Below are 20,456 nucleotides of genomic sequence, written 5' to 3'. Positions count from 1 at the left end.
CGGCTCGGCCGGCTGGGGAGTGGCTCGCGCAGAGGCGGCTCGGCCGGCTGGGCGCTCACCTGCTCGGCCGGCTGCGAAGCGGCCACGGGGGATGTGCTCGATCGGTTGTGAAGCGGCCAGCAGGTGGCGGCTCGGCCGGCTGGGGAGTGGCTCGCGCAGAGGCGGCTCGGCCGGCTGGGCGCTCACCTGCTCGGCCGGCTGCGAAGCGGCCACGGGGGATGTGACTCGGTCGGCTGGGAAGCGGCCCGCAGGTGGCGGCTCGGTCGGCTGGGGAGTGGCTCGGGCTGAGGCGGTCGTATGAAAAGCCCTACGGTGATGTCAGCCCCCCGTCGTACCCTGGATAGCGCGAGGCCGCCCTCAGCTACGCGGCCGTGACGAGGAGGAAGCGCAGGCCTTCAGAGCCGGCCCATGACACAGACACCCACAGCTCACACCCCCGCGCAGGAGCAGGCGAGAGCGCAGTTCACCGTCCCCGCCCAGCACCCCATGGTGACCGTGCTGGGTTCCGGCGACTCCCTCCTGCGTGTGATCGAGAGGGCCTTCCCGGCGGCCGACATCCATGTCCGGGGCAATGAGATCAGCGCGGTCGGCGACCCGGTCGACGTCGCCCTCATCTCGCGCGTGTTCGAAGAGATGATGCTGGTGCTCCGCACCGGGCAGCCGATGACGGAGGACGCAGTGGAACGCTCGATCGCCATGCTGCGGGCGAGTGAGGCAGGGACGAGCGACGGCCTGGAGACCCCGGCCGAGGTGCTGACGCAGAACATCCTGTCCTCGCGCGGCCGTACGATCCGCCCGAAGACCCTCAACCAGAAGCGGTACGTCGACGCGATCGACAAGCACACGATCGTCTTCGGCATCGGCCCCGCCGGTACCGGCAAGACCTACCTGGCCATGGCCAAGGCCGTGCAGGCCCTGCAGTCCAAGCAGGTCAACCGGATCATCCTCACCCGTCCGGCGGTGGAGGCGGGCGAGCGGCTCGGCTTCCTGCCCGGCACGCTCTACGAGAAGATCGACCCGTACCTGCGCCCGCTGTACGACGCGCTGCACGACATGATCGACCCGGACTCGATCCCGCGGCTGATGGCCGCCGGGACGATCGAGGTCGCGCCGCTCGCCTACATGCGCGGTCGCACGCTCAACGACGCCTTCATCATCCTGGACGAGGCCCAGAACACGAGCCCCGAACAGATGAAGATGTTCCTCACCCGCCTCGGCTTCGACTCGAAGATCGTGATCACGGGCGATGTGACCCAGGTCGACCTGCCGAACGGGCAGAAGTCGGGCCTCAGGCAGGTGCAGGAGATCCTGGAGGGCGTCGAGGACGTGCACTTCTCCCGGCTGTCGTCCCACGATGTCGTACGGCACAAGCTGGTGGGCCGTATCGTCGACGCGTACGAGAAGTACGACAGCAAGTACGGCACCGAGAACGGCGCCCCCAAGGGCGTCCGTGGCAAGTCCGGCGCCAAGGGCACCAAGGGGAAGTAGACCAGCACGACCATGTCGATCGACGTCAACAACGAGTCCGGCACCGAGGTAGACGAGCAGGCGATCCTCGACATCGCCCGCTACGCGCTCGCGCGGATGCGCATCCACCCGCTCTCCGAGCTCTCGGTGATCGTCGTGGACGCCGACGCCATGGAGCAGCTGCACATCCAGTGGATGGACCTGCCGGGTCCCACCGATGTCATGTCGTTCCCGATGGACGAGCTGCGGCCGCCGTCCAAGGACGACGACGAGCCGCCACAGGGGCTGCTCGGTGACATCGTGCTGTGCCCGGAGGTCGCCGCGAAGCAGGGGGCGGAAGCCCCGACGCAGCACTCCATGGACGAGGAGCTCCAGCTGCTCACCGTCCATGGTGTGCTGCACCTGCTCGGGTACGACCACGAGGAGCCCGACGAGAAGGCCGAGATGTTCGGGCTCCAGGCCGCCATCGTGGACGGATGGCGGGCCGAGCGCGGTATGACCGGGCCGTCCCCGGCGCCGACCGTCTCGTAAGCGGGCCGTATGTCTCCGCAGATCGTGATCGGCGCGATCGCGCTGGTCGTCGTCGCCTGGCTCGCCGCCTGCGCGGAGGCGGGCCTCGCGCGCGTCTCCAGCTTCCGCGCCGAGGAGGCCGTGAAGTCCGGCCGGCGGGGCAGCGCCCGGCTCGCCCAGATCGCCGCCGACCCCACCCGCTATCTGAACGTGGCCCTGCTGGTCCGCGTGGCCTGCGAGATGGCCGCCGCGGCTCTGGTGACGTACGCCTGCCTCCAGGAGTTCGCCGCCACCTGGCAGGCCCTGCTGGTCGCCATCGGGGTCATGGTCCTGGTGTCGTACGTCGCCGTGGGGGTGTCCCCGCGCACCATCGGCCGCCAGCACCCGCTCCACACCGCGACCGCGGCGGCCTACGTGCTGCTGCCGCTGGCCCGGATCATGGGCCCCATCCCCTCCCTGCTGATCCTCATCGGCAACGCGCTCACGCCCGGCAAGGGCTTCCGGCACGGGCCCTTCGCCTCGGAGGCGGAGCTGCGCGCGCTGGTCGACCTCGCCGAGAAGGAGTCGCTGATCGAGGACGACGAGCGCCGGATGGTGCACTCGGTCTTCGAGCTGGGCGACACGCTGGTGCGCGAGGTCATGGTCCCGCGGACCGACCTGGTCACCATCGAGCGCTTCAAGACCATCCGGCAGGCCCTCACCCTCGCCCTGCGCTCCGGGTTCTCCCGGATCCCGGTCACCGGCGAGAGCGAGGACGACATCGTCGGGATCGTGTACCTGAAGGACCTGGTCCGCAAGACGCACATCAGCCGGGACGCGGAGGGGGACCTGGTGTCCACGGCGATGCGTCCGGCCGTGTTCGTGCCCGACACCAAGAACGCCGGCGACCTGCTGCGCGAGATGCAGAAGGAACGCAACCACGTCGCCGTCGTCATCGACGAGTACGGCGGCACCGCCGGGATCGTCACCATCGAGGACATCCTGGAGGAGATCGTCGGCGAGATCACCGACGAGTACGACCGGGAACTCCCGCCGGTGGAGGACCTGGGCGACCACCGCTTCCGGGTCACCGCCCGCCTGGACATCACCGACCTCGGCGAGCTGTACGGCCTGGAGGAGTACGACGACGAGGACGTGGAGACCGTCGGCGGGCTGCTCGCCAAGGCGCTCGGCCGGGTGCCGATCGCCGGGGCCTCCGCCGAGGTCGAACTGCCCGACGGGCGCAGCCTGCGGCTGACGGCGGAGGCCGCGGCCGGCCGCCGGAACAAGATCGTGACGGTGCTGGTGGAGCCGGTGCCCGTGCCCGTCGTCGAGGAGGAGAAGGCCGAGTGACGCCCCGGGAACTGCGCGCCTTCTGCCTGTCCTTCAACGCGGCCGTGGAGGACTTCCCGTTCAGCCCGGAGATCTCGGTCTTCAAGGTGCTGGGCAAGATGTTCGCCCTGACGTACCTGGACGCGCGGCCCCTGACGGTCAACCTCAAGTGCGACCCGGAGGACGCCGTCCGGCTGCGGGCCGAGCACGAGGGGCTGATCGTCCCCGGCTGGCACATGAACAAGCGGCACTGGAACACCGTGACGGTCGACGGGGGGCTGCCGGACCGGCTGGTCCGGGAGCTGATCGAGGACTCCTACGACCTGGTGGTGGCCGGTCTGCCGCGGGGCGAGCGGCTGCGGCTCGACCGTCCGTGAGCGCACCCGTGCCGGGTGGGTCTCCCGGGGCTTCGTATGCTCGGGGCATGACCGAGAGCAACGCGCTTGATCCTGAGGACCGCAAGATCGTCACCCTGGCCCGTTCCGCGCGGGCCCGCAACGGTGTGCCCGAGGGGGCGGCCGTGCGGGACGAGACCGGGCGCACGTATGTCGCCGGGTCGGTGGAGCTGGCTTCGCTGAAGCTCAGCGCGCTGCGTACGGCGGTCGCCATGGCCGTGGCGTCGGGGGCGCGGTCGCTGGAGGCGGCGGCCGTGGTGAGCGAGGCGGAGGCCGTACCCGGCGAGGACAGGGCTGCTGTCGCTGACCTGGGTGGTCCCAAGACGCCGGTTTTCCTGGCCTCGCCCGACGGCACTGTGCGGGGCACCGTTTCCGCCGGTTGAGCAGTTCGCCCACCGGCCCACCCGTCACTCTCCGCTGAGAAGGTGCCGACCGAACAGCAGGTCGGCCGGAATTCAACCTTGTTGCGGGCCTCCCGGTGCGCGTCAATGGGCCCATACGATCCGACGGGCCGTCAGATCCGCACCCCCGCGCAGCGTGCCCGCACCCGCCTGCGCAGGCCTCTCGTCCGTCGGCCGTCCCCACGGCACTCCCCACCACGAAAGGGAAGCGGATCCCCATGAGAGGCAAGCGCACGGCAACGGGTGCGGCACTGGTTGCCGGGGCCCTCGCGGTCACCGGACTCGCCTTCGCGCCCACCGCGGCCGCCGTCACCCCCCAGTCGGCGACCATCACCGCGAACTGCGGCATCTTCGGCGGTGGCACGGCCACGCTCACCGCCACCCAGAGCGGCGGCTCGGCCACCCTCACCCTCACCTCCACCGCGATCAAGACGCCGGTCGCGGTGGCCCAGAACTCGATCGCCTCCACGCTCACCATGGTCAGGGCGAGCGGCGGCACCACCGTCTTCAGCGGGACGAAGAACCCGGCCATGGCGAGCGGTGCGGCGGTCACCGTCGGCCCGCTCGGCGGCACCGTGGCCTCCGGTGACAGCCTGGAGGCGTACGGCGGCTCGCTGAAGATGGTCATCTTCGGCATCACCGTGACCTGTACCGCCTCGGCCAAGCAGTCGCCCGGCCCGTTCGTCTTCGACTGACGGAGCCGGTCCACGGCCGGCTGAACCGAGCGATGTGTTCCGGATGCCGCAGAAACTGATGATCCGTCAGATTTCTGCGGCATCTCCATTGACTTCTCACCCCAGCTCCACATCAATGCCCCCTGTCGGCGCAGATGAGCCGCTGCGCCCGCAACCCTCAGGAGGGGGCCCATGGGTCCGACACCCCGAAGAGCCCGACGGTGGCGCTGGGCGCCACTGCTCGGGGCGACCGCCCTCGCGGTCACCGCGGGCGGCGCGCTGGCCTGTCCGGCCGGCGCCGCCGGCACGAACGTGGACTTCGCCACGCACTGCATTCCGCCGGACATCGCCGGCATCCCGCCGATCGACGGCACCACCACCGCGAACGTGTCGGTGGACAAGACCAGTCCCAAGGTCGGCGACACGGTCACCGTGACCTACACCGTGGTCACGGCCGCCGCGAGCAACCCCACCGACCTGGCCCTGCCGGCCGACATCATGACCCCGACCGGGAAGGTGACGCTCGGCGGCGCCCAGAGCGGCGACATCACCGTCGCCGGACCGAAGAAGAACCCGCCGGTGCCGGGGAAGGCCGCCTTCCCGTCCTTCTCCATGACCGGCACCTTCACCGTCACCAAGGCCGGGCGGATCACCCTTTCGCCCGGCGACTACACCATCCACACCAGCTACATCCTGGAACTGGACACCCCCTGCACGGTCATCACCCCGCCCGCCCCGGTGTCGCAGACCGTCACCGCGACCGACGGCACACCCACCAACACCCGGGCCATCTCGCTGGGTTCCGCCTCCGGTGACCCCGGGGCCGGTGTCACCGTCAGCGGGACGAACTTCACGCCGGGCGCCACCGTCACCCTGGCAGGACGAGCCGGTGACACGCAGACCGCGGACACCGCGACCGTGACCGCGAACGCCCAGGGCTCCTTCAGCGGCTCCCTCGTCGTCAAGGACAAGGCGACGACCGGGATCGTGGCCTACGAGGGCGGCTCCTGGAACGCGGACAAGGGCGCCGGGCCCGCCGCCTACGTCGTCAACGACACCACGCCCGTCCCGGCCGGCAGCCAGAAGCTGACCACCACCGTCAAGGCGGGCACCCTGTCCATGTCCCAGGCCGGGGACTCCGTCGCCCTGTCGGCGGTCGACTTCGGCCGGGGCGGGGCCTCGGCCGGCAGCCTGAAAACGGTGACCGTCAAGGACTTCCGCGGCGGGCCCGCGGGCTGGTCCCTGACCGGCAAGGTCACCGACTTCACCGGGCCCGGCGCCAGGATCGACGCCGGAAAGCTGAGCTGGACCCCCGCCTGCACGACCAAGGCGGGCAGCCCCAGCACCTGCAAGGCCGGTTCGGCGGGCACCGTGGGCAGCGCGGGGGCGACCCTCGCGTCGACCCCCAACGGCACGCTCACCGGCGGTGAGTTCACCGTCGACGCCGGGCTGTCCCTGGACGTACCGGCGTTCACGCCTCCCGGCGCCTACTCCGGCGTGCTCACGCTCACGCTCACCTGAGCGTGCGGGCGTCCGCACCCGCCCGTTCCCCTCTCACCCGTCCGTGGGGGTCCGCACCCATGCGCAAGCTGTACGTCCTCCTCCTGGGCCTCGTGCTGGCAGGGCAGGCCGCGCCCGCCCGCGCCGCCGACAACGGCAGCTGGTCCGTGTACCCGGTCGCCTCGCCGATCGCCGCGCGGCCCTACTTCACCCTCTCCGCCGAGCCCGGCCAGACCCTCACCGACAAGGTCGCCGTCCAGAACAGGACCGGCCGGCCGCTCACCTTCCGGCTGTACGCGGCCGACGCCTACAACACCGCCCGGGACGGCGGGTTCGCGGTGCGGACGCTGAAGGAGAGGATGCGCGGGGTGGGCGCCTGGGCGAGGCCCGCGAAGTCCCGGATCACCGTGCCCGCGCACAGGACCGTCACCGTGCCCTTCACCCTGCGCGTCCCGGACGGTGCCGGGCCCGGCGACCATCCGGGCGCCATCGTCGCCCTCGACGAACACGTCGACCCCGGCGGCGGAAAGCTCGCGCTCGGGGTCCAGCGGGCCGTCGGCGCCCGCGTCTACCTGCGGGTCGGCGGGCCCGCGCTGCCCGCGCTCTCCGTCGAGCAGGTGCGGATCAGCCACCACCAGCCGCTGGTCCCGGGCCTCGGCGACAGCACGGCGACCCTCTCCTACACCCTGCGCAACACCGGGAACGTCACCCTCAGTCCCAGGGTGGAGATGAAGGCGCGCGGACTGTTCGGCCGTACGCTGCTCGACCGGCGGTTGACCCGGGTGCCCGCCGAGCTGCTGCCGGGGCAGCGGGTGCGGCTCACCGAGACCTGGCGCGGGGCGCCCCAGTTCGACCGGGGGGACGTCACGCTCACCGCGAGCGCCCAGGACACCCGGGAGTCGGCGAGCGCCGCCTTCCTCGCGCTGCCCCGGCTCCTCGTGGCGCTGGTGTTCGCCGCCGGGGCGCTGACCGGGGCGCTGCTGGTCAGAGCGCGTCGGGCCCGCGCTCGCCGGTCCGCACCCGGACGACCGTCTCCACGGGAACGGCCCACACCTTCCCGTCCCCGATCTTCCCCGTCTGCGCGGCCCTGACGATCGCGTCGATCACGTCGTCCGCCGCCGCGTCCTCCACCACGACCTCGATGCGCACCTTCGGCACCAGGTCGACCCGGTACTCGGCCCCCCGGTACACCTCGGTGTGGCCGCGCTGCCGGCCGTAGCCGCTCGCCTCGGTGACGGTCAGCCCGTGCACCCCCAGCTCCTGCAGGGCGGTCTTGACCTCGTCCAGACGGTACGGCTTGACGATCGCGGTGATGAGCTTCATGCCTGGGACTTGACCTTCTGGGCGGAGGGGGAGAGGACGGACGAGCTGACCGGGGCGCCGTGGCCCAGGACGCCGTGATCGTATGCGGTCTCGGCGTGCACCGTAAGGTCGAGGCCGGTGTGCTCCTGCTCCTCGCTCGCCCGCAGGCCCAGCACCTTGTCGAGCAGCTTGCCCAGGCCGTACGTCACCGAGAAGGCGTACACCGCGACGACGACCACGGCGAGCAGCTGCTTGCCGAGCGGGGCGAGCCCGCCGCCGTAGAACAGGCCCTGAGCCCCGCCGGTCATCGCCTTCTCGGCGAACAGGCCGATCAGCAGGGTGCCGATGACGCCTCCGACCAGGTGGACGCCGACGACGTCCAGGGAGTCGTCGTAGTTCAGCTTGAACTTCCAGCTCACCGCGTAGGAACAGACGACGCCGGCGGCGAGGCCCACGACCAGGGCGCCGAGCAGGGAGACCATGCCGCAGGACGGGGTGATGGCGACCAGGCCGGCCACCGCGCCGGAGGCGGCGCCCAGGGTGGTCGGGTGGCCGTCGCGCCGCTGCTCGACGAAGAGCCAGCCGAGCAGGCCGGTGCAGCCGGCGGCGAGCGTGTTGAGGAACGCGGCGGCGGCCAGGCCGTTCGCGCCGAGCGCGGAGCCGGCGTTGAAGCCGAACCAGCCGAACCAGAGCAGACCGGCGCCGAGGACCACCATGGGCAGGTTGTGCGGGCGCATGGCGTCCTTCTTGAAGCCCAGGCGCGGGCCGAGGACCAGGCACAGGGCGAGGCCGGAGGCGCCGGAGGTGATCTCGACGGGCAGACCGCCGGCGAAGTCCAGGGCGCCCAGCTTGTCGAGGATCCAGCCGCCGGGGCCCCAGACCCAGTGCGTCACCGGAACGTATACCAGGAGGGTCCAGAGCGGTACGAAGACCAGCCACGCCGAGAACTTCGTGCGGTCGGCGACCGCGCCGCTGATCAGGGCGGCGGTGACGATCGCGAAGGTCAGCTGGAAGGTGGCGAACAGGACGGCCGGGACCGAGCCGTGCACGCTGTCCGGGCCGAGTCCGCGCATCCCGGCCTGCTCGAGACCGCCGATCAGCCCGCCGCCGATGTCGTCCCCGAAGGCGAGGGAGTAACCGGCCGCCAGCCACACCACGGTGACCAGGGCGATCGACACGAAGCTCATCATCAGCATGTTGAGGACGCTCTTCGTGCGGACCATGCCGCCGTAGAACAGGGCGAGGCCTGGGGTCATGAGCAGGACGAGGGCGGTCGCGGCGAGCAGCCAGGCGGTGTCACCGGTGTTCACATGGGCTGCGGCGAGGGTCACGGGCGTCTCCAGCGGGTGGGGGCTGCGTCAGAGGGTCACCGGTGTGCGTTTCCGGTCGCGTACGGGTGTGTTTCCGTGACGTTTCGTTGCGTGCGGGTTTCCGGAAGCTCACGGCCCGGGGTGTCCGGTGGCCGTGGTGCGGCACCGCTCTGTGGATCAGGGAGAATGGGCGGCATGAGCGTTCGTACCCAGACTTCCGAGCAGCCGGCCGAGACCGTCCACCGCGCCGGCTTCGCCTGCTTCGTGGGCCGCCCCAACGCGGGCAAGTCCACCCTCACGAACGCTCTGGTCGGGCAGAAGGTGGCGATCACCTCCAACCGGCCCCAGACGACCCGGCACACGGTACGGGGCATCGTGCACCGGCCCGACGCCCAGCTGATCCTGGTCGACACCCCCGGACTGCACAAGCCGCGCACGCTGCTCGGCGAACGCCTCAACGACGTGGTCCGCACCACCTGGGCCGAGGTCGACGTGATCGGCTTCTGCCTGCCGGCGGACCAGAAGATCGGCCCGGGCGACCGGTTCATCGCGAAGGAACTGGCGGGGATCAAGAAGACCCCGAAGGTCGCCATCGTGACGAAGACCGACCTCGTCGACCCCAAGGCCCTCGCCGAGCAGCTGATCGCCATCGACCAGCTGGGCAAGGAGCTGGGCATCGAGTGGGCGGAGATCGTGCCGGTGTCGGCGGTCGGGTCCAAGCAGGTGGATCTCCTGGCCGACCTCCTGGTCCCGCTGCTGCCGGAGGGGCCCGCCCTGTATCCCGAGGGCGACCTGACGGACGAGCCCGAGCAGGTGATGGTGGCCGAGCTGATCCGGGAGGCCGCGCTGGAGGGCGTCCGGGACGAACTGCCGCACTCCATCGCGGTGGTCGTCGAGGAGATGCTTCCGCGCGAGGACCGGCCGGCCGACCGTCCGCTGCTGGACATCCACGCCAACGTCTACATCGAGCGCCCCAGTCAGAAGGGCATCATCATCGGGCCCAAGGGCAAGCGGCTGAAGGAGGTCGGCATCAAGTCCCGCAAGCACATCGAGGCGCTGCTCGGGACGCCGGTCTTCCTCGACCTGCATGTGAAGGTGGCCAAGGACTGGCAGCGGGATCCCAAGCAGCTGCGCAGGCTGGGCTTCTAACCGACGGTTCCCCGGGGGGTCATGTCCTGCGTCCCCACCACCCGCAGCAGCTCCAGCTTCTCGTGCGACTCGGTGCCGGGGCGGGCCGTGTGGATGATGAGGTGATGGTGGCTGTGGTGGCTCAGCAGGACCTCGCAGTCCAGTTCCAGCAGGCCCACCACCGGGTGCAGGAAGCGCTTCGTGCGCGGGCGGCGCAGGGACACCTCGTGTTCCTCCCAGAGCTGGGCGAACTCCTCGCTCTCCGCGCGGAGTTCGGCCACCAGAGCCGCCGGTTCCGGGTCGTCGGGGCGGGCCGCGGCCACCGCGCGGAGGTTGGCCACGTGGTCCCGGGCGTGGGCCGGAAGGTCCTCCGGCGGGAAGAGCGCGCGAGCCGTGGGGTCCAGGAAGAACCGGCGGGTGAGGTTCCGCTCGCGCGGCGGGCGGGCGAACACGTCCCCGACCAGCGCCTTGGCCAGCGCGTTCTGCGCCAGCACCGCACCGAAGTCCGTGACCACCTGCGCCGGTGAGTCGTACAGCCGGTCCAGGACCAGCAGCAGCCCTGGCCGGACATGGGCCGAGGCCGCGTCCCGGCGCGGCGGCTCCTCGCCCACCAGATGGAAGAGGTGGTCCCGTTCGTCGTCGGTCAGCCGCAGCGCCCGCGCCAGCGCCGTGAGCATCTGACGGGAGGGACGCGGGCCCCGGGACTGTTCCAGGCGCGTGTAGTAGTCGACCGACATCCCGGCCAGCGCCGCCACCTCCTCCCGGCGCAGCCCGGGGGTGCGGCGGCGGGCGCCGGGCGCCAGGCCCACGTCGGACGGTTCCAGACGGGTGCGGCCACGGCGCAGGAAGTCGGCGAGTTCGGCTCGGTTCACCCCTCCAGGCTGCGGCAGACCGGCCGGCTTATCCAGGGACTGTCGATCCCCCGATCAGGAGGTCTCTCCCGGCGGCGCCGCCCGTCGCCGAGGCTGGGCGCACCGAACGAGAAGCGACCGAGAAGGAGCACCACCATGCTGACCCTGGTCACCGGCGCCACCGGACAGGTGGGCCGCGGGTTCGTCCCCCGCCTGCTCGCCCAGGCCCGGCCCGGCGAGCGGGTGCGGGTGATCGTCCGCGACGAGGCCCGCGCCGCCGCCCTCGCCGAGCGCGGCGCCGAGGTTGTCGTCGGCGACCTGCGCGACACCGGCGTCCTCGGCAAGGCGCTCACCGGAGTGGACGCCGTCGTGAACATCGCGGCCTCCTTCCGGGGCGTGCCGGACGAGGAGATGCGGGCCGTCAACCGGGACGCCGCGCTGGAGCTGGGCCGGGCGGCCGTCGCCTCGGGGGTGCGGCGGTTCGTGCAGACCAGCACCATCCTGGTGTACGGCACCGGACGCGGCCGGCCGCACGTCGAGGACGACCCCACCGTGCCCGGCGGCCCGATGTGGATGACGTACCCCGAGTCCAAACTGGAGGCCGAGCAGGGGCTGCTGGCGCTGGACGGGCTGGACGTCCGGATCGGCCGCCTCGGCTTCGTCTACGGCGAGGGCGACCCGCACCTGCCGGGCATCACCCGCTGGACCGCGACCCAGCCGGCCACCAAGCGGCACCACCTGGTGCACGTCGCCGACACCGCCCAGGGCCTGCTGCGCCTGCTGTACGCCCCCGGCGCCGACGGTCGCGTCTACAACATCGCCGACGACGCCCCGGTCACCGCGCTGGAGATCCACCAGCTCCTCGGCGCGGAACCGCCGGCGGACGGAGTCGATCCCGACCCCTGGTACGGCATCGCCTCCACCGACCGCATCCGCCGCGAACTGGGGTACCGGCCCTACTTCCCGACCCTGTGGGCCGCGCGGGACGCCGGAGCCCTATGAGGGCAGGCGCTGGGCCCGCAGCAGTTCCCGGAACCAGTGGTAGGAGGCCTTGGGCGTGCGCTCCAGCGTCTCGAAGTCCACGTGCACCAGGCCGAACCGGCGGGCGTAGCCCTCGGCCCACTCGAAGTTGTCCATCAGGGACCACACGAAATAGCCGCGCACGTCCACCCCGGCCTCGATCGCCCGGTGCAGGGCCCGGATGTGGGCGTCCAGGTAGGCGATGCGGTCCTGGTCGTCGACGCCCCCGTAGGAGCAGCCGTTCTCGGTGATGACGACGGGCGGGAGCCGGTCGCCGTACCGCTCACGGAACCCGGTGAGCAGTTCCGTCAGCCCTTCCGGTACGACCGGCCAGCCGAAGTCGGTCACCGGCCGGCCCTCGATCTCCCGTACGGAGAAGGGGAGTCCGGCCGGCACCGCCACGCCGCCGAACTCGGTGTCGGTGCCCTGTGGGGCACCCACCCGCGTCGGGGCGTAGTAGTTGACGCCGTACCAGTCGACCGGCTCGGCGATCACCTTGAGGTCGGCCTCGACGTCCCCCGGCATCAGCTCGCCCGTGCCGTCGGGGTAGGCGCCGAGGATGACCGGCTCGGCGAACAGCCGGTTGAGCAGCAGGTCGTAGAAGCCGGCCGCCTCCAGGTCCGCCTGCTCCCGTGAGGCGGGCCAGGCCGGGCCGTGGGAGTTGGCGATGCCGATGTCCGTGGCGCCGGCCGCGCGCAGGGCCCGTACCGCGAGACCGTGGGCGAGGAGCTGGTGGTGGGCGACCGGGAGCGCGTCGAAGAGCAGCTGCCGGCCGGGGGCGTGGGCGCCGATCGCGTGCCCCAGGAGGGTGTGTTCGGCGGGCTCGTTGAGGGTGATCCAGGTGCGCACCCGGTCGCCGAGCCGGTCCGCCACCACCGGCACGTGGTCGGCGAACCGGGCGGCCGTGTCCCGGTCCAGCCAGTCCAGGTCCGCCGGCAGATCCCAGTGGAAGAGGGTCGGGACCGGCCGTACGCCGGCCGCGCACAGCTCGTCCACCAGGCGGTCGTAGAAGTCCAGGCCGCCGGGGGAGTTCACCCGGGGCCAGGAGACCGAGAAGCGGTAGGCGTCCACGCCGAGGCCGGCGAGGAGGGCCACGTCCTCCCGGTAGCGGTGGTAGTGGTCGCAGGCCACCGCCGCCGTGGAGCCGTCCCTCACCCGCCCGGGCTCGGCCGTGAACACGTCCCAGACGGACGGCTCCCGCTCCTCGGCCGCGCCCTCGATCTGGTGGGCGGAGGTCGACACACCCCACAGGAAGCCGGGCGGGAACCGAGGGATCGCCGTGCCTGCGTCAGTCGCCATGGCCGGATCATCCGTACCCGCGGTAACGGAAGTCAACGCCCCTGCGGCACACGGCCGTTACGCGCCCTCCTTCAGTACCCGCGAGACCAACTCCCGCTGTGCCTCGGTCAGTCGGGGATCGGCCGCGTACACCGTGCGGCCGTCCACCGTGATCTCGTAGTGGAAGCCGTCCGGGACGCCCGCCTCGGGCGCGCCCCGGCCGGACGCGAGGGCGCGTTCGGCCAGGGCCTGCCAGTCCTGGGCGTCGGGCCGGCCCGAGGTGTCCACCTCGGCCCGGCGCTCGATGCCCGCGAAACCGCCCGTGCGCCGCACTCGAATACGCATGGGTCCCTGTGTAGTACGGAACTACAGCGTCCGCACCCCGACCTGTTCCCACGCCTTCTGCACGGCCTGGAGTTCGTCCCCGGCGCCGTACCGCTCCCGGGCCGCCTTCACCGTCAGCGTGGCGAAGTCGGCGAAGAGGGCGTCCTCCTTCAGGTCGCCGCCGGTCAGCACGTCGTACCAGATCTGCCCGGCCTTCTCCCAGGCGTAGCCGCCGAGGGCGGTGGCGGCCAGGTAGAAGGCGTGGTTGGGGATGCCGGAGTTGATGTGCACGCCGCCGTTGTCGCGGCCGGTGCGGACGTAGTCCTCCATCTTCGCCGGCTGCGGGTCCTTGCCGAGGACATCGTCGTCGTACGCCGTGCCCGGGGCCTTCATCGAGCGCAGGGCGGTGCCGGTGACGCGCGGCGCGAGGAGCCCGGCGCCGATCAGCCAGTCGGCCTCGGCGGCGGTCTGGCCGAGGGTGTACTGCTTGATCAGCGAGCCGAAGACGTCCGACACCGACTCGTTCAGGGCGCCGGACTGGCCGTAGTACTCCAGGTTCGCGGTGTGCTGGGTGACGCCGTGGGTCAGCTCGTGCCCGATGACGTCGACCGGGATGGTGAAGTCGAGGAAGATCTCGTTGTCGCCGTCGCCGAACACCATCTGCTCGCCGTTCCAGAAGGCGTTGTCGTAGTCCTCGCCGAAGTGCACGGTGGCGTCGAGCGGCATCCCGTTGTCGTCGATGGAGTGCCGGCCGTACGCCTTGAGGTACAGCTCGAAGGTGGCACCGAGGCCCGCGTAGGCGCGGTTGACCGTGGCGTCGGAGCCGGGCTCGGAGCCCTCCTCGCGGACCGTGGCGCCGGGCAGGTCCTGGGTGTGCTCGGCGTCGTGGATGGTGCGGTGCGGCTGGTCGGCGGCGGCACCCGCGGGCGGGGCGACGGCGGGCGCACCGATCACCGTGGTCAGGCGGCGCTTGGTGCGCTGGAAGGCGTCGTGCTCCAGGGACCGGCGGGCCGGGCCGGAGAGCGCGGGGTCCTCGTTGCGGGCGAGCTTGTCGAGGACGTGCGGCGGCACGATCGTGCAGAAGACGGGCTGGAAGCCCCCGTTGGTCGTCATGCCCCGCACCATCGCACTCTGTGACGTGACTGTCACTACCTGCCACCATGATTGGTGAAATACCGGGACACGAAACGCAACAGAGCGTGACGGTGTGGTACGGCGATGTGGTACGGCGCACTTTTTGTCCCTTTTCGCCGTGCGGTCCCGCATACTGGGACAGGCCCGCGCGCCCCGAACGGCTCGGCTAGGCTGCGCAGCATCATGCGTTTCTGGCTGCTTCTCCTTAGCTGCCGCGGCGAGGGCCTGTAGTCGAGGCCGACTCCCTCCCCGCGGAGCTTGGCGTTGCGTCGTCGGCCGTCCACTCGGATATCCGGACATCCTGAGGAGCCCACGCCATCATGGCCAACCGCCAGCAGCCCAGCCCCATGCCGGTCCACAAGTACGGCCGCTACGAGCAGGTCGACATCCCGGACCGCACCTGGCCCGACCAGCGGATCACCACCGCCCCCCGCTGGCTCTCCACCGACCTGCGCGACGGCAACCAGGCCCTGATCGACCCCATGTCGCCCGAGCGCAAGCGGCGCATGTTCGACCAGCTGGTCAAGATGGGCTACAAGGAGATCGAGGTCGGCTTCCCCGCCTCCGGCCAGACCGACTTCGACTTCGTGCGCTCGATCATCGAGGAAGAGGGCGCGATCCCCGAGGACGTGACGATCTCCGTCCTCACCCAGGCCCGCGAGGACCTGATCGAGCGGACCGTGGAGTCCCTGAAGGGCGCCAGGCGCGCCACCGTCCACCTGTACAACGCCACCGCCCCGGTCTTCCGCCGGGTCGTCTTCCGCGGCTCCAAGGACGACATCAAGCAGATCGCCGTCGACGGCACCCGCCTGGTGATGGAGTACGCCGAGAAACTGCTGGGCCCGGAGACCGAGTTCGGCTACCAGTACTCGCCGGAGATCTTCACCGACACCGAGCTGGACTTCGCGCTGGAGGTCTGCGAGGCGGTCATGGACGTCTGGCAGCCCGGCCCGGGCCGCGAGATCATCCTCAACCTGCCCGCCACCGTGGAGCGTTCGACGCCGTCCACGCACGCGGACCGCTTCGAGTGGATGCACCGCAACCTCTCCCGCCGCGAGTACGTCTGCCTGTCCGTCCACCCGCACAACGACCGCGGTACGGCCGTGGCCGCCGCCGAGCTGGCGCTGATGGCCGGCGCCGACCGCGTCGAGGGCTGCCTGTTCGGGCAGGGCGAGCGCACCGGCAACGTCGACCTGGTCACCCTGGGCATGAACCTGTTCTCCCAGGGCGTCGACCCGCAGATCGACTTCTCCGACATCGACGAGATCCGTCGTACGTGGGAGTACTGCAACCAGATGGAGGTCCACCCGCGCCACCCGTACGTGGGCGACCTGGTCTACACGTCCTTCTCCGGCTCCCACCAGGACGCCATCAAGAAGGGCTTCGACGCCATGGAGGCCGACGCCAAGGCCAAGGGCGTCACCGTCGACGACATCGAGTGGGCGGTGCCGTACCTGCCGATCGACCCGAAGGACGTCGGCCGCTCCTACGAGGCCGTCATCCGCGTCAACTCGCAGTCCGGCAAGGGCGGTATCTCCTACGTCCTGAAGAACGACCACAAGCTCGACCTGCCGCGCCGGATGCAGATCGAGTTCTCGAAGATCATCCAGGCGAAGACCGACGCCGACGGCGGCGAGATCACGCCGAAGGAGATCTGGGCGGTCTTCCAGGACGAGTACCTGCCGAACCCCGCGAACCCGTGGGGCCGCATCCAGGTCAGGACCGGCCAGTCGACCACCGACACCGACGGCGTGGACACCCTCACCGTCGAGGCCACCGTCGACGGCGAGGACCGGGTGCTGACCGGCTCCGGCAACGGTCCGATCTCGGCCTTCTTCGACGCCCTGCAGTCCATCGGCATCGACGTACGCCTGCTGGACTACCAGGAGCACACGATGAGCGAGGGCGCCTCCGCGCAGGCCGCCTCCTACATCGAGTGCGCGATCGACGACAAGGTCCTGTGGGGCATCGGCATCGACGCCAACACCACGCGTGCGTCGCTGAAGGCGGTCGTCTCCGCGGTGAACCGCGCGACCCGATAGACCCCGCCCGACCGGCCCTTCCGGTGCCCTGACCGCTGGACACGGCGGCCGGGGCACCGTCGTTTACCGGCCACCGCGCCCCTCAGGTCACAGAAAGGTCTCTTCCGGGGTACTGACTCCACCTCGGTGATGTGGCTAACATCACGCCAGCACGGCGATGTTGCCGTGCGGTTACGGAGGTGCGACGTGCTGCCAGTACGGGGACGAGACGGCCGTGCCGCCAGGGCTGTGCGCATCCTGGGCACCCGCACCGCATGGACACCCGTGGGAGACGGCGAGTTCTTCTGCCCCGGCTGCGGCGGCGACCGCAACTACCAGCGGCTCACCGGACGGCGCCGGCTCACCCTGCTCGGCGTGCCCGTGCTGCCGCGCGGCACGGCCGGGCCGGTCGTGGAGTGCGCGGCCTGCGGACACCACTTCGGCACCGAGGTGCTGGACCACCCCACGACCCGCCGTTTCTCCGCGATGCTCCGCGACGCCGTGCACACCGTCGCCCTCGCCCTGCTCGCCGCGGGCGGCACCGGTTCCCGTACGGCCCTGGAGACGGCCGCCGCGACGGTCCGCGCGGCCGGCTTCGCCGAGTGCACCGAGGACCAGCTGGCCGCCCTGGTCGACGCCCTCGCCGCCGACACCGGCCGGTACTTCGAGCAGCCGTGCGGGACCGGGCTGACCATAGAGCTGCACGAGGCCCTGGACCCGCTCGCCCCGCACCTGGCCCCGGCCGGACGCGAGGCCCTGCTGCTCCAGGCCGCCCGCATCGCCCTCGCCGACGGCCCCTACACCCCCGCCGAACGCGACGCCCTCGCCACGGTCGGCGCGGCCCTCACCATCGCCGCCGACGACGTGACCCGGCTGCTGGCCGCGGCCCGGACCCCGTCCTGACCCCGGGACCAGAAGGGCACCGCTCCCGGCAACCGGCTCGACACCTACTCCGGCGACGGCGGCCGGACCCTGGACCGCCCCTACGCCGTCCAGCCGGCCCTGGACGCCGTCCCGGTGGTCCAGGGCAGCGTCCTCCAGCCGCGCGGCCCGGGCGCGCCCCTGCTGTTCTCCGCGCCCTCCGAGCCGACCGCCCGCCGTGCCCTGGCCCTCTGGGCGAGCACGGACGCCGGCCGCACCTTCCGCAGGCTGCTCACCCTCTCCGGCCGCCGGGCCGCCTACTCCGACCTGGTCCAGCTCGCCCCCGACACGGTCGGCGTCCTCTACGAGACCGGCGTCCAGGGACCGTACGAGTCCCTGGAGTTCCGCAGACTCCGCCTGCCGTAGGGGACGCGGGACCGTCAGTGCCCGAGCCCCTGGACCTCCTGGCCGTCGAGGCCGAGCAGGCCCGCCGCCGCCAGCAGCTTGCCGATCTGTTCGACCTCCGCGCCGGACAGCGGGACCTGCGGCTCGGCGGTCGCCGGGCAGTCGATGACCCCGCGCAGGTGCAGCGCCGCCTTGAACGCGCCCAGCGCCGCCGAACTGCCGCCCATCCGCGCGGGGTCCCCGACGCCGGTGATCCCGAACAGCGCGCACAGCCGCTCCTGTTCGGCCCGCGCTCCCTCCGCGTCGCCCGCCCGGCACTGGCGGTAGAGGCGCACATAGCCGTGCGGGTCGACGTTGGCCAGGCCCGGCACGGCCCCGTCGGCGCCCAGCGCCAGCGCCGCGTCGGTGATCAGCTCGGAGCCGGTCAGCACGCTGAACCCGGGGTGGGCGCGGGCGCCGGTGACCACGTCCCGGAAGGCCGCCAGATCCCCGCTGGAGTCCTTGACCCCGGCCAGTACGCCGTCCCCGGCGAGCCCCAGCAGCAGGTCGGCGGGGAGCTTGGTGTGCACGGCGACGGGGATGTCGTAGGCGATCACCGGGACCGGACTGGCGGCGGCGATCCGGCGGTAGTGGTGGACGATCTCCGACGGGTGGGTGCGGGCGTAGAAGGGCGCGGTGACGACGACGGCCTGCGCGCCCGCCGAGGTGACCGCGGCGACGTGGTCCAGGACGCGGGGGGTGGTCATGTCGATGGCCCCGGCCAGGACGGGCAGCCGACCGCCCACGTGCGCGGTCACGGCCGCCACCACCCGCTGGCGCTGCGCGTCCGTCAGGAAGGCCGCCTCCGACGTCGAGCCCAGCAGGAACAGCCCGTGCACCCCGGCCTCCACCAGGAAGTCCACCAGGCGGAGCAGCGAGGGCACATCCACCTCGCGCTCCGGTGTCAGCGGCGTGCAGACGGGCGGGACGACACCGGTGAGCGGGGCGGGAAAGGTCATTCACGGCTCCTGGCGCGCTAGGTCTCGGGTCGGCTGGTCCTCCTGAACAGGATGGTGGCACCGGTAGCGGTGTCCGGGCCGTGACGCGGCCGAGAAGTCCGCCATCGCCCCGGCGCAGACCTCGTCGGCCTTCCAGCAGCGGGTGCGGAACGGGCAGCCGCTCGGCGGGCGGGTCGCCGAGGGGACCGGCCCGGTCCCACGATCCGGCCGAGGCGCATGGTGATCACCCGGTCGCTCATCCGCCGTACCGTCGGGTGTCGTGCGAGACGCACACCGGGGCGAGACCGAGGCGCTCCTTCAGGTCGAGCAGCAGGTTGAGGATCTGCGCGCGGACCGAGACGATCAGGGCGCTGGTCGGCTCGTCGGCGACGACCAGGGCCGGGTCCAGGGCGAGCGGGCCGCGGCTTCGCGTACGGCACCGGACCACCGCGTCGGGCGCGCTGCGCTCCCACCGGGGGCACCCGACCCGGCGTGCGGCGAGTTCCCGGGCGGTCCCCGGCTCGCCTCCCTCGTGGTCCGCCTGCGGGAACGCGGTCCGTTCTTCACCGGCCTGTGGGACCAGCACCGCATCAGCGGCGGGTCGGGCGTCACCCAGGCGGTGCGCCACCCCGGTCCGGGCGGGTGTCCCTGAACCAGGGCGACCGTCCCCGCGGTGCCTGCCCGGGCGCCGTCGCGCGGTCGCTCGGTCGGCGGCCCGGGCCGGCAGGTCGCGCAGGGTCGTCTGCTCCTCGTCGGTGAGCCGCCCGAGGGTCCGCCGCGGTGGTGCCGCCCATACGTGCGACGGGACCGCCCCGGCATGGGCGAGAATGGAGCCATGAGTCTGTTCCGCGACGACGGCATCGTGCTGCGCACCCAGAAGCTGGGAGAAGCGGACCGGATCATCACGCTGCTCACGCGCGGCCACGGCCGGGTGCGGGCCGTCGCCCGGGGCGTGCGGCGTACGAAGTCCAAGTTCGGCGCCCGGCTCGAACCCTTCTCCCACGTCGACGTGCAGTTCTTCGCGCGGGGCAGCGAGCTGGTCGGGCGCGGGCTGCCGCTGTGCACACAGAGCGAGACCATCGCCCCCTACGGCGGCGGGATCGTCACCGACTACGCGCGCTACACCGCCGGGACCGCCATGCTGGAGACGGCCGAGCGGTTCACGGACCACGAGGGCGAGCCGGCCGTCCAGCAGTACCTGCTGCTGGTCGGGGCCCTGCGCACGCTCGCCCGGGGCGAGCACGCGCCGCACCTCGTCCTCGACGCCTTCCTGCTGCGCTCCCTCGCCGTCAACGGCTACGCGCCCAGCTTCGGCGACTGCGCGAAGTGCGGGATGCCCGGCCCGAACCGGTTCTTCTCCGTGGCCTCCGGCGGCTCCGTCTGCGTGGACTGCCGGGTGCCCGGCAGTGTCGTACCGTCCCCGCAGACCCTGGTGCTGCTGGGGGCGCTGCTTACGGGAGACTGGGAGACGGCGGACGCGTGCGAGGCGCGGTACGTCCGCGAGGGCAGCGGGCTGGTGTCCGCCTACCTGCACTGGCATCTGGAGCGCGGGCTGCGTTCGCTCAGGTACGTCGAGAAGTAAGAGGG

At 71.8% G+C, this 20,456-nt stretch carries 20 protein-coding genes and 2 pseudogenes; 14 read left to right on the top strand and 8 right to left on the bottom strand.

The features are described from left to right. The first annotated feature begins 408 nt into the window (after nt 1–408). From AB0L21_RS07820 to AB0L21_RS07785, 8 genes are all read left to right on the top strand, one after another. Entirely contained in the window at nt 409–1,488 is a 1,080-nt protein-coding gene (locus AB0L21_RS07820) for a PhoH family protein (RefSeq protein ID WP_364863798.1), read from the top strand. Nucleotides 1,489–1,500: 12 nt separating this feature from the next. Beyond that, a complete protein-coding gene (ybeY, locus tag AB0L21_RS07815) occupies nt 1,501–1,998 on the top strand; it encodes an rRNA maturation RNase YbeY (RefSeq protein ID WP_030344958.1) in 498 nt (165 codons plus the stop codon). Between the two features lie 9 nt (nt 1,999–2,007). After that, the gene (locus AB0L21_RS07810; RefSeq protein ID WP_365782792.1) at nt 2,008–3,309 is read left to right on the top strand and encodes a hemolysin family protein; all 1,302 of its coding nucleotides are present in this window, start codon (nt 2,008–2,010) and stop codon (nt 3,307–3,309) included. Continuing rightward, nucleotides 3,306–3,665, top strand: a complete 360-nt coding sequence (locus AB0L21_RS07805; RefSeq protein ID WP_365699470.1) for an MmcQ/YjbR family DNA-binding protein — start codon at nt 3,306–3,308, stop codon at nt 3,663–3,665. The genes AB0L21_RS07810 and AB0L21_RS07805 overlap by 4 nt, the downstream gene beginning before the upstream one ends. Before the next feature lie 47 nt (nt 3,666–3,712). Further along, the gene (locus tag AB0L21_RS07800; RefSeq protein WP_365699469.1) at nt 3,713–4,066 is read left to right on the top strand and encodes a cytidine deaminase; all 354 of its coding nucleotides are present in this window, start codon (nt 3,713–3,715) and stop codon (nt 4,064–4,066) included. Nucleotides 4,067–4,302: 236 nt separating this feature from the next. Further along, entirely contained in the window at nt 4,303–4,779 is a 477-nt protein-coding gene (locus AB0L21_RS07795) for a hypothetical protein (protein WP_365699468.1), read from the top strand. Between the two features lie 171 nt (nt 4,780–4,950). Further along, entirely contained in the window at nt 4,951–6,279 is a 1,329-nt protein-coding gene (locus AB0L21_RS07790) for a beta-xylosidase (RefSeq protein WP_365782790.1), read from the top strand. Between the two features lie 59 nt (nt 6,280–6,338). Then, nucleotides 6,339–7,349, top strand: a complete 1,011-nt coding sequence (locus AB0L21_RS07785) for a DUF916 domain-containing protein (RefSeq protein WP_365782788.1) — start codon at nt 6,339–6,341, stop codon at nt 7,347–7,349. Here AB0L21_RS07785 and AB0L21_RS07780 read toward each other — a convergent pair. After that, complete coding sequence (locus AB0L21_RS07780) at nt 7,243–7,581, bottom strand: P-II family nitrogen regulator (protein WP_030657043.1); 339 nt, start codon at nt 7,579–7,581, stop codon at nt 7,243–7,245. The two genes, AB0L21_RS07785 and AB0L21_RS07780, sit on opposite strands and share 107 nt — an antisense overlap. After that, nucleotides 7,578–8,891 (bottom strand): ammonium transporter, encoded by a 1,314-nt coding sequence (locus tag AB0L21_RS07775; RefSeq protein WP_365782786.1) that lies wholly within the window; start codon nt 8,889–8,891, stop codon nt 7,578–7,580. The genes AB0L21_RS07780 and AB0L21_RS07775 overlap by 4 nt, the downstream gene beginning before the upstream one ends. A gap of 174 nt (nt 8,892–9,065) precedes the next feature. On the opposite strand from AB0L21_RS07775, the gene era reads away from it, so the two are divergent. After that, nucleotides 9,066–10,019 carry a GTPase Era gene (gene era / locus AB0L21_RS07770; protein WP_365699464.1) on the top strand — a complete coding sequence of 318 codons (954 nt, stop codon included), beginning with the start codon at nt 9,066–9,068 and terminating at the stop codon, nt 10,017–10,019. On the opposite strand, the gene AB0L21_RS07765 is transcribed toward era, so the two are convergent. After that, complete coding sequence (locus AB0L21_RS07765) at nt 10,016–10,870, bottom strand: helix-turn-helix transcriptional regulator (protein WP_365699463.1); 855 nt, start codon at nt 10,868–10,870, stop codon at nt 10,016–10,018. The two genes, era and AB0L21_RS07765, sit on opposite strands and share 4 nt — an antisense overlap. Before the next feature lie 135 nt (nt 10,871–11,005). Here AB0L21_RS07765 and AB0L21_RS07760 point away from each other — a divergent pair, with 135 nt between their 5' ends. Then, entirely contained in the window at nt 11,006–11,851 is an 846-nt protein-coding gene (locus AB0L21_RS07760) for an NAD(P)-dependent oxidoreductase (RefSeq protein ID WP_365782784.1), read from the top strand. Here AB0L21_RS07760 and AB0L21_RS07755 read toward each other — a convergent pair. From AB0L21_RS07755 to AB0L21_RS07745, 3 genes are read right to left on the bottom strand one after another with little or no spacing between them, the layout of a single operon-like run. Continuing rightward, nucleotides 11,846–13,168: a GH1 family beta-glucosidase gene (locus tag AB0L21_RS07755; RefSeq protein WP_365782782.1), complete on the bottom strand. Its 1,323-nt coding sequence runs from the start codon at nt 13,166–13,168 to the stop codon at nt 11,846–11,848. The two genes, AB0L21_RS07760 and AB0L21_RS07755, sit on opposite strands and share 6 nt — an antisense overlap. 57 nt (nt 13,169–13,225) lie before the next feature. Beyond that, nucleotides 13,226–13,492, bottom strand: coding sequence for a protealysin inhibitor emfourin (locus AB0L21_RS07750; protein ID WP_365782780.1), 267 nt, complete (start codon nt 13,490–13,492; stop codon nt 13,226–13,228). Between the two features lie 21 nt (nt 13,493–13,513). After that, nucleotides 13,514–14,584, bottom strand: a complete 1,071-nt coding sequence (locus AB0L21_RS07745; RefSeq protein ID WP_365782778.1) for a M4 family metallopeptidase — start codon at nt 14,582–14,584, stop codon at nt 13,514–13,516. Between the two features lie 341 nt (nt 14,585–14,925). Here AB0L21_RS07745 and leuA point away from each other — a divergent pair, with 341 nt between their 5' ends. The 3 genes and pseudogenes from leuA to AB0L21_RS07730 form a co-directional block, all read left to right on the top strand. Next, nucleotides 14,926–16,647 (top strand): 2-isopropylmalate synthase, encoded by a 1,722-nt coding sequence (gene leuA / locus AB0L21_RS07740; RefSeq protein WP_365782776.1) that lies wholly within the window; start codon nt 14,926–14,928, stop codon nt 16,645–16,647. Nucleotides 16,648–16,833: 186 nt separating this feature from the next. Further along, complete coding sequence (locus AB0L21_RS07735) at nt 16,834–17,529, top strand: TerB family tellurite resistance protein (protein ID WP_365699457.1); 696 nt, start codon at nt 16,834–16,836, stop codon at nt 17,527–17,529. Nucleotides 17,530–17,532: 3 nt separating this feature from the next. Then, nucleotides 17,533–17,913, top strand: a pseudogene (locus tag AB0L21_RS07730) (sialidase family protein); the annotation flags it as partial. 14 nt (nt 17,914–17,927) lie between these two features. Here the strand turns inward: AB0L21_RS07730 and AB0L21_RS07725 are convergent. Both AB0L21_RS07725 and AB0L21_RS07720 read right to left on the bottom strand, forming a co-directional pair. Then, complete coding sequence (locus AB0L21_RS07725) at nt 17,928–18,890, bottom strand: dihydrodipicolinate synthase family protein (RefSeq protein ID WP_365699456.1); 963 nt, start codon at nt 18,888–18,890, stop codon at nt 17,928–17,930. After that, nucleotides 18,891–19,284, bottom strand: a pseudogene (locus AB0L21_RS07720) (ABC transporter ATP-binding protein); the annotation flags it as partial. It lies immediately after the preceding gene. 420 nt (nt 19,285–19,704) lie between these two features. Between AB0L21_RS07720 and recO the strand changes: the two are divergent. After that, on the top strand, nt 19,705–20,451 hold the full coding sequence (recO, locus tag AB0L21_RS07715) for a DNA repair protein RecO (protein WP_014672589.1): 747 nt from the start codon (nt 19,705–19,707) through the stop codon (nt 20,449–20,451). Nucleotides 20,452–20,456: the final 5 nt, after the last annotated feature.

The sequence above is a fragment of the Streptomyces sp. NPDC052721 genome (assembly GCF_040678315.1).
Classification (GTDB): domain Bacteria; phylum Actinomycetota; class Actinomycetes; order Streptomycetales; family Streptomycetaceae; genus Streptomyces.
The sequence above is the reverse complement of the archived record's forward strand: the minus strand, read 5'-3'. Positions and strand labels throughout refer to the sequence as shown.

What these genes read in the sequence shown, in the direction of transcription:
- AB0L21_RS07790 (WP_365782790.1), top strand. Translation starts at nt 4,951, where the DNA reads ATGGGTCCGACACCCCGAAGAGCCCGACGGTGGCGCTGGGCGCCACTG.
- AB0L21_RS07785 (WP_365782788.1), top strand. Translation starts at nt 6,339, where the DNA reads ATGCGCAAGCTGTACGTCCTCCTCCTGGGCCTCGTGCTGGCAGGGCAG.
- ybeY (WP_030344958.1), top strand. Translation starts at nt 1,501, where the DNA reads ATGTCGATCGACGTCAACAACGAGTCCGGCACCGAGGTAGACGAGCAG.
- AB0L21_RS07755 (WP_365782782.1), bottom strand. Translation starts at nt 13,168, where the DNA reads ATGGCGACTGACGCAGGCACGGCGATCCCTCGGTTCCCGCCCGGCTTC.
- AB0L21_RS07795 (WP_365699468.1), top strand. Translation starts at nt 4,303, where the DNA reads ATGAGAGGCAAGCGCACGGCAACGGGTGCGGCACTGGTTGCCGGGGCC.
- AB0L21_RS07725 (WP_365699456.1), bottom strand. Translation starts at nt 18,890, where the DNA reads ATGACCTTTCCCGCCCCGCTCACCGGTGTCGTCCCGCCCGTCTGCACG.
- leuA (WP_365782776.1), top strand. Translation starts at nt 14,926, where the DNA reads ATGGCCAACCGCCAGCAGCCCAGCCCCATGCCGGTCCACAAGTACGGC.
- era (WP_365699464.1), top strand. Translation starts at nt 9,066, where the DNA reads ATGAGCGTTCGTACCCAGACTTCCGAGCAGCCGGCCGAGACCGTCCAC.
- AB0L21_RS07780 (WP_030657043.1), bottom strand. Translation starts at nt 7,581, where the DNA reads ATGAAGCTCATCACCGCGATCGTCAAGCCGTACCGTCTGGACGAGGTC.
- AB0L21_RS07745 (WP_365782778.1), bottom strand. Translation starts at nt 14,584, where the DNA reads ATGACGACCAACGGGGGCTTCCAGCCCGTCTTCTGCACGATCGTGCCG.
- AB0L21_RS07750 (WP_365782780.1), bottom strand. Translation starts at nt 13,492, where the DNA reads ATGCGTATTCGAGTGCGGCGCACGGGCGGTTTCGCGGGCATCGAGCGC.
- AB0L21_RS07810 (WP_365782792.1), top strand. Translation starts at nt 2,008, where the DNA reads ATGTCTCCGCAGATCGTGATCGGCGCGATCGCGCTGGTCGTCGTCGCC.
- AB0L21_RS07800 (WP_365699469.1), top strand. Translation starts at nt 3,713, where the DNA reads ATGACCGAGAGCAACGCGCTTGATCCTGAGGACCGCAAGATCGTCACC.
- AB0L21_RS07760 (WP_365782784.1), top strand. Translation starts at nt 11,006, where the DNA reads ATGCTGACCCTGGTCACCGGCGCCACCGGACAGGTGGGCCGCGGGTTC.
- AB0L21_RS07820 (WP_364863798.1), top strand. Translation starts at nt 409, where the DNA reads ATGACACAGACACCCACAGCTCACACCCCCGCGCAGGAGCAGGCGAGA.
- recO (WP_014672589.1), top strand. Translation starts at nt 19,705, where the DNA reads ATGAGTCTGTTCCGCGACGACGGCATCGTGCTGCGCACCCAGAAGCTG.